This is a genomic window from Micromonospora sp. M42 (assembly GCF_000568915.1).
GTDB classification, from domain to species: Bacteria; Actinomycetota; Actinomycetes; order Mycobacteriales; family Micromonosporaceae; genus Micromonospora; species Micromonospora chalcea.
In genome coordinates this window covers 1,260,218-1,266,641 of record NZ_KK037233.1, presented here as the reverse complement: position 1 = coordinate 1,266,641, position 6,424 = coordinate 1,260,218, and the positions used below count along the sequence as shown (strand labels likewise).

The 6,424-nt window shown below is 74.6% G+C and carries 8 protein-coding genes and 1 pseudogene; 3 read left to right on the top strand and 6 right to left on the bottom strand.

Annotation, left to right across the window (positions count from 1 at the left end):
* The 4 genes from MCBG_RS05540 to MCBG_RS05525 all read right to left on the bottom strand — a co-directional run.
* The coding region (locus MCBG_RS05540; protein ID WP_043324451.1) for a hypothetical protein at window positions 1-191 on the bottom strand (191 nt) is incomplete at its 3' end.
* Entirely contained in the window at window positions 184-1,062 is an 879-nt protein-coding gene (locus MCBG_RS05535) for a hypothetical protein (RefSeq protein ID WP_043324449.1), read from the bottom strand. The genes MCBG_RS05535 and MCBG_RS05540, both read right to left, overlap by 8 nt.
* Window positions 1,063-1,071: 9 nt before the next feature.
* Window positions 1,072-1,332 (bottom strand): hypothetical protein, encoded by a 261-nt coding sequence (locus tag MCBG_RS05530; RefSeq protein WP_030504016.1) that lies wholly within the window; start codon window positions 1,330-1,332, stop codon window positions 1,072-1,074.
* Window positions 1,333-1,506: 174 nt separating this feature from the next.
* Window positions 1,507-1,884, bottom strand: coding sequence for a PIN domain-containing protein (locus tag MCBG_RS05525; protein ID WP_043324447.1), 378 nt, complete (start codon window positions 1,882-1,884; stop codon window positions 1,507-1,509).
* A gap of 112 nt (window positions 1,885-1,996) precedes the next feature.
* Here MCBG_RS05525 and MCBG_RS05520 point away from each other — a divergent pair.
* From MCBG_RS05520 to MCBG_RS05515, 3 genes and pseudogenes are all read left to right on the top strand, one after another.
* Window positions 1,997-4,548 (top strand): annotated as a pseudogene (locus MCBG_RS05520) (ATP-dependent Clp protease ATP-binding subunit).
* Window positions 4,549-4,610: 62 nt separating this feature from the next.
* Window positions 4,611-4,781 carry a hypothetical protein gene (locus MCBG_RS32900; protein ID WP_166456064.1) on the top strand — a complete coding sequence of 57 codons (171 nt, stop codon included), beginning with the start codon at window positions 4,611-4,613 and terminating at the stop codon, window positions 4,779-4,781.
* The gene (locus MCBG_RS05515) at window positions 4,781-5,131 is read left to right on the top strand and encodes a DUF3140 domain-containing protein (protein ID WP_043324444.1); all 351 of its coding nucleotides are present in this window, start codon (window positions 4,781-4,783) and stop codon (window positions 5,129-5,131) included. The genes MCBG_RS32900 and MCBG_RS05515 overlap by 1 nt, the downstream gene beginning before the upstream one ends.
* A 47-nt stretch (window positions 5,132-5,178) precedes the next feature.
* Here the strand turns inward: MCBG_RS05515 and MCBG_RS05510 are convergent, their stop codons facing one another.
* Window positions 5,179-5,415 (bottom strand): hypothetical protein, encoded by a 237-nt coding sequence (locus MCBG_RS05510; RefSeq protein ID WP_043324442.1) that lies wholly within the window; start codon window positions 5,413-5,415, stop codon window positions 5,179-5,181.
* A gap of 20 nt (window positions 5,416-5,435) precedes the next feature.
* Entirely contained in the window at window positions 5,436-6,422 is a 987-nt protein-coding gene (locus tag MCBG_RS05505) for a LysR family transcriptional regulator (protein WP_043324440.1), read from the bottom strand.
* Between the last annotated feature and the right edge of the window lie 2 nt (window positions 6,423-6,424).

Genomic DNA, 6,424 nt, shown 5'->3' with positions numbered 1-6,424 from the left:
GCCAGGCGCCGGTCGCGGGCCGCGCCCACCCGGGCGGGCACTGCGGCGGCGGCTTTGCGGGTACGCGCCAGCCGCTCCCGGCTCGCGGTCAGTTCCGCCTCGGCGGCGGCGAGCCGGGTACGGGTGGCGCCCAAGGCCTCGGAGAGCATCCCCCGGACCCGCGTCACCAGTTGCGTGCGGACGTCAGCCACGGGACGTCTCCCGTTCGTCGGTGTCCTTCGGCAGGTCCCGGCCGAGCCGGTCGAGCAGCACGCCGGTGAGCACGCCGGCGGTGACCGCCGGGTCGGCCGCGTGCGGCTGCTCCGCGTCGTCGTCGCGGCGCGGCGGGGGCATCCGGCACACCCGGGTCAGCAGCGTGTCCAGCACCGGCCGCGGCAGGCCGGGCAGCAGGTCACGGACCCGGGACTCCAGCGCGCCGCGCAGCCGGGGCAGGTCGTCCGCGCGGGGCGGGTGGCCGAGCAGCTCACCGGCCAGCTCGCGCAGCAGCGGCGGGGCGATCGCGGCCAGCCCCAGCCCCACGTCGGCGTGCGCGCCGCGCAGGTCGCGGTGCAGGCGGTCCCGGTCACCGGAGCGGACCCCGGCGACCACCCGGCGCAGCAGCTCCCGGGAGTCCCCGACGCGCTCGTCCGGTTCGTCGGGCGTACCCTCCCGGCCGCCGGTCAGCTCCGCCACCCGTACCGCCCACCAGCGCCGTACCGCGGGTTGCTCGCCCGGCTCGGGCGCGGCGCCCGGCGCGGGCGGCGCTTCGCCGCGCGGCGTGTCGTGCTTGGGTGGCCGCTCGCCCGGCGGGGCCGGCGGCGCGCCGTCGGGGGCCAGCCCGATCGCGGCCAGGTACGCGGTGAGCTGCTCCTGCGCCACACGCAGCGCGTAGCCGGCGGTTTCGGCGTGCTCGGTGGCCGAGGACAGCTCCGGCACCCCCATCGGGTCGGCCGACTCCTGGCGTACCCAGCGCAGCCGCTCCTGCGCCTGGCCGAGCTTCTCCAGCGCGGCGGCGAGCTGTGCCAGCGGCAGGTCCTCGGCGGCGGCGCGGACCTGGGCGCCGATGTCCTCGACGATGGACACGGCCCGGCCTCAGAGCGTCGCGACGTAGAGTTGCGCCTGCTCGACCGCGACGAGTGTCGCGGCGAGACACTCCTCCAGCTCCTGGCTGGCCTGTGTCAGCGAGGCCTGGGCCGCCTCGACCGTCTCGTGGCCGCTGCCCTCCAGCGCGCCGGCCAGGGTCTGCTGTGCCTCGGCCAGCTTCTCGCCCGCTGCCTGCACCGCTGTCTGGCCGTCACCGATCTGCTGGAGCGCGACATCGATGGCGGCCTTCAGCTCGGCGACGCTCGCCACGGAACCTCCTGGGGGCAAAAGAGATCTCCATTACAACCCATCGGAACGAGTGGGCGAGCATCCACCCTCAGGCGGTTGTCGCCCGCGTGTCCGGTTGTGGCCCTGACGTGCGCGAAGACCTCGCCGCCGGTCCCGTCGGCGAGCCCGCCGGTCCCGTTGACGGAACCGGATGATCTAGCGGCCGAGCCAGCGCGGGCCGCGTACCTCCGCGCCGAGCGCGGTCACCCGCTCGCGCAGCTCCCGGTCGGCGGTGACCACCACCCGCCGCCGCTGCGGCGCGGCGGCCACCAGCTCCACCACCGTGTCGTCGCCGGAGCCGGGCGCGGACACCACCTCGACGCCGGGCGCCGAGGTGACGTGCCGGGCCGCGCCCTCCACCACCAGCACCACCTGCACCGGCGGGGGTAGCTCCGGCGGCAGGCCCGCCTCCCCGACGGACGCCAGCGCGTCGCGCAGGCGGGCGGCCGCGCCGGCCCGGTCCCGCCACCAGCCGTCCGGGCGCGAGCCCACCACGTTCGCGCCGTCCACGACCAGCAGCGGTCTGCTCTCCATGCCCTCAGCCTGCCATCCGGTCGCGTTTGTCGCGCCGACCGCCGGGTAGCCACCGCCGACCGTGCCGCGCGTGCCGGGTACCGGTCGTGCCGACCGACTGCGGAGGACGATGATGATGGGACCGGGTGACTTCGGCAACGACCCCTGGGACGAGTTCCTGGCCCGATACTTCGGCCGGGGCGAGGGGGGACGCCGACCGGCGCACCGGGTCGACATCACCCGACTGATGACCGCCGACGCCCGGGAGATGCTCGCCGACGCGGCCCGCCGGGCCGCTCAGAAGCACAGCAACGACCTGGACACCGACCATCTGCTCTGGGCGGCGTTGCAGCGCGAGCCGCTGCGCGACCTGGTACGCCGGGCCGGCGCCGACCCGGACACGCTCGTCAACGCGCTCGGCGGGCGGGGTGAGGGCGCGCCCCGGGGCGAGGTGCCGCCGAACCTGTCGCTGACCCCGGCCGCGAAGCGGGCGCTGCTGGACGCGCACCAGCTCTCCCGCGCGATGGGCGCCAACTACATCGGTCCCGAGCACATCCTGATGGCGCTGCCCCTGTTCCCCGAGTCGCCGGCCGGCCGGATGCTCGCCGCCGGCTCTTGTTCCAGCCGGAGTCGTTGCAGGCGGCTAGCGCCGAGCGGGGCGCGGCCGGCACGCCGCGCCCGGACCGCGGCACCCCCACCCTCGACCAGTACGGGCAGGACCTCACCGAGCTGGCCCGGATGGACCAGATCGACCCGGTGATCGGCCGCGCCGACGAGATCGAGCAGGCGGTGGAGATCCTGTCCCGGCGGACCAAGAACAACCCGGTGCTGATCGGCGAGGCCGGCGTCGGCAAGACCGCGATCGTGGAAGGGCTGGCGGAACGGATCTGCGACGGCGACGTGCCGCAGACGCTGATCGGCAAGCGGGTGATCCAGCTCGACCTGTCCGGCCTGGTCGCCGGCACCCGCTACCGGGGCGACTTCGAGGAACGCCTGAAGAAGGTGATCGACGAGATCCGCGCCCACCGCGACGAGCTGATCATCTTCCTGGACGAGATCCACACGCTGGTCGGCGCGGGCGGCGCCGGCAGCGAGGGCGGGATGGACGCGTCGAACATGCTCAAGCCGGCCCTGGCCCGCGGCGAGCTGCGGGTCATCGGCGCGACCACGCTCGACGAGTACCGGCGCAGCATCGAGAAGGACGCCGCGCTGGCCCGCCGGTTCCAGCCGGTGCTGGTGCCCGAGCCGAGCGTGGAGGACACCGTGGCGATCCTGCGCGGGCTGCGCGACCGGTACGAGGCGCACCACCAGGTCCGGTTCACCGACGAGGCGCTGATCGCCGCCGGTGAGCTGTCCGACCGGTACGTCACCGACCGGTTCCTGCCGGACAAGGCGATCGACCTGATCGACCAGGCCGGCGCGCGGGTGCGGCTGCGGACGCGCACACCCGCCGAGGACGTGCGCGAGCTGGAGCAGCAGCTCGAGGACACGCGCCGGGACAAGGAGCAGGCGGTCTCCGACGAGCAGTACGAGCGGGCCTCCGCGCTGCGCGACCGGGTCGCCGAGCTGGAGGACCAGGTGCGCCGCGCCCGCGGCGACGAGGGACCCAACCACGTGCCCGAGGTGGGGCCGACGGAGATCGCCGAGGTGGTCTCCCGGGCCACCGGCATCCCGGTCACCCAGCTCACCGAGGAGGAACGCGACCGGCTGCTGCGCCTGGAGGGGCACCTGCACGAGAAGATCATCGGCCAGGACGACGCGGTCAGCGCCGTCTCCGAGGCGGTGCGCCGCTCCCGTACCGGGCTGGCCGACCCGAACCGGCCGATGGGCAGCTTCCTGTTCCTCGGCCCGACCGGCGTCGGCAAGACCGAGCTGGCCCGCGCGCTGGCCGAGGCGCTGTTCGGCGAGGCGGACCGGATGGTCCGGGTGGACATGAGCGAGTTCCAGGAGCGGCACACGGTCAGCCGGCTGGTCGGCGCGCCGCCCGGGTACGTCGGCTACGAGGAGGCCGGCCAGCTCACCGAGGCGGTCCGCCGCCGCCCGTACGCGGTGGTGCTGCTGGACGAGATCGAGAAGGCACACCCGGACGTGTTCAACATCCTGCTCCAGGTGCTCGACGACGGCCGGCTCACCGACAGCCAGGGCCGGACGGTGAACTTCAAGAACACCGTGCTGATCATGACGAGCAACCTCGGCTCGGAGCTGATCACCGGCGCCCAGCGCACCGTCGGCTTCGCCAGCGGCGCGCCCGGCCAGCAGGAGAGCGACGAGCTGCGGGAACGGCTGATGCGCCGGCTCCAGGAGAACTTCCGCCCGGAGTTCCTCAACCGCATCGACGAGGTGATCATCTTCCAGCGGCTGGAGGCCGAGCAGCTGCGCCAGATCACCGGGCTGCTGCTGGAGGAGACCCGCCGCCGCATGCACGCCCAGGACATCCAGGTCGACTTCAGGACCGCCGGCGTGGACTGGCTCGCCGAGCACGGCTACCAGCCGGAGTTCGGCGCCCGCCCGCTGCGCCGGGTGATCCAGCGCGAGGTCGACAACCGGCTGTCCCGGATGCTGCTGGAGAACGAGATATCCCCGGGGCAGAAGGTCATTGTCGACGCCCGCGACGACCAGCTGGTATTCGACGTCACCGCCGGTGAACGCGGGCACGCGGCAGCCACCACGTCTCATCCCCGATGACCGGCGACGGTCCGTTCCCACGGGCCGGACCGCCTCGTCACCGACGGATCGAAAGGGCGGACATGACCGAACCCGAGGAGGTCCCCGACGGCGACATCGGGGCCGGTGAGCCGATCGAGGCGGCCCCGACGGCGAACCCGTCCCGGGTGCGGGTGCCGCCGGAGGGCCTGAAGCAGCACACACCGAACGAGGGCGAGCCGGCATCCGGGCCGCCGCCGGCAGAGGAGGCGTGATGGCACGCGAGGCGCGACTCGACCCCGAGGTCGAGGTGATCTGGGACGACTTCCACGCCGAGGTGAACGTGTCCTCCGAGACGCTGCGGCAGTGGCTGCTGACCCGCGGCTCGGGGGAGGAGGCGTTCGGCCCCGGCCCGGACCTCGACCTGCCCGAACCCGGCCGGCAGATCCTCGCCGTGCTGCGCAAGCGCAAGGTGGACCTCACGCCGGAGGACATCGAGGTGATGCGCGAGGCGATCACCCGGATCCGGGAGCTGACCGCGCAGCGGCCACGCCGGGGCAACGCCGACGACGAGTGGCGGCACGCCCTGCTCGACCTCGGCCACGACGTCCTGATCGAACGCTGAGCCGGTACGCCGGCGCCCGGGCGGGTCACCCACCCGGGCGCCGGCGTCTACTCCGACTCCAGGCTGGGCAGCCGCAGCCCGGCCGCGTCCGCCGCGGCCAGCAGGTCGTCCCGGGCCCGCTCCGCACGGCTGAGCAGGTTGGCGTACTCGGTGACGTCGGCCGGGTCCGGCACCTCCGGCAGCCGCCGCAGGAACGCCTCCACCTCGGCGGCGGCGGTGGTGTGCGCGGTGGCCGCCTGACGCAGCAGCTCCCGCTGGTCGGCGGCCGGATACAGATCAGTCATGTCGCCGGTGTTACCCGGGTTCAGGCGATTCGCACCCCGCCGGTGCCGTTGGGCTGCACGCCGAACTCCGGGTGCGCCAGCAACCAGCCCAGATAGTCGGGATGGTTGGCCAGCGCGTCCGTGTACGCCGCCACCGCCGCCGCCAGCACCGGGTCGGCCACCGCGGCCGCCGGCACGTCCGGGTGCCAGCCGAGCAGCAGCCGCCAGCGCAGCGGTGAACCGGCCAGCCGCCGCGTGACCAGCCCGGCGACCGGCCGGAACGTGGCCTGGCACAACGCCACCGCCTCGCCCGCGTCCACCAGCTCCAGGGCGGCCCGCACGTCCGCCTCGTACACCTTCTTGGGGGTGAAGCCGGCGCGGGCGCACGCGGCGGCGAAGCAGTCGCCGAAGCAGCCGTCGCCCGGCGCGGCCACCCACCGCTCGTGACTCAGGTCGACCAGGTCGATCTCGGCGCGACCGGCCAGCGGGTGGGTCTGCGGCAGCAGCACGCAGATCGGCTCCACCGCCACCTCCCGCCAGCTCAGCCCGAACCCCGCCGACGGCGTCGAGTCGCCGCACACCCCGGTGAGGGCGAAGTCGAGCCGGCCGCCGGCCACCATCTGCGCCAGCTCGTCCACCGACCACGAGGCGTACGTGGTGATCTGCGCGTCCGGCCGCTCGGCGGCGAGCCGGTGCACCAGCCGGCCCATGATCGGGCTGTTCACCCCGCCGAAGCGGTAGCGGCGCAGCGGGTCGCCCGCGCCGGCCATCCGGGCCGCCTCGTCCCGCAGGCCCTTCATCGCCGGCAGCAGCACCCGCGCCCGGTCCAGCACCAGCTCGCCCAGCGCGGTCGGGCGGGCGCCGCGGCGGTCCCGTTCGAACAGCGGCCCGCCCAGCGCCCGTTCGATCCGCTGAAGCTGGGCGGTCAACGCCGGCTGGGCCAGGCCGAGCGCCGAGGCGGCCTTGGTGACGCTCCCCGTCTCCGCGATCGCGCAGACCACACGCAGGTGTCGCAGCTCCAGATCCATAC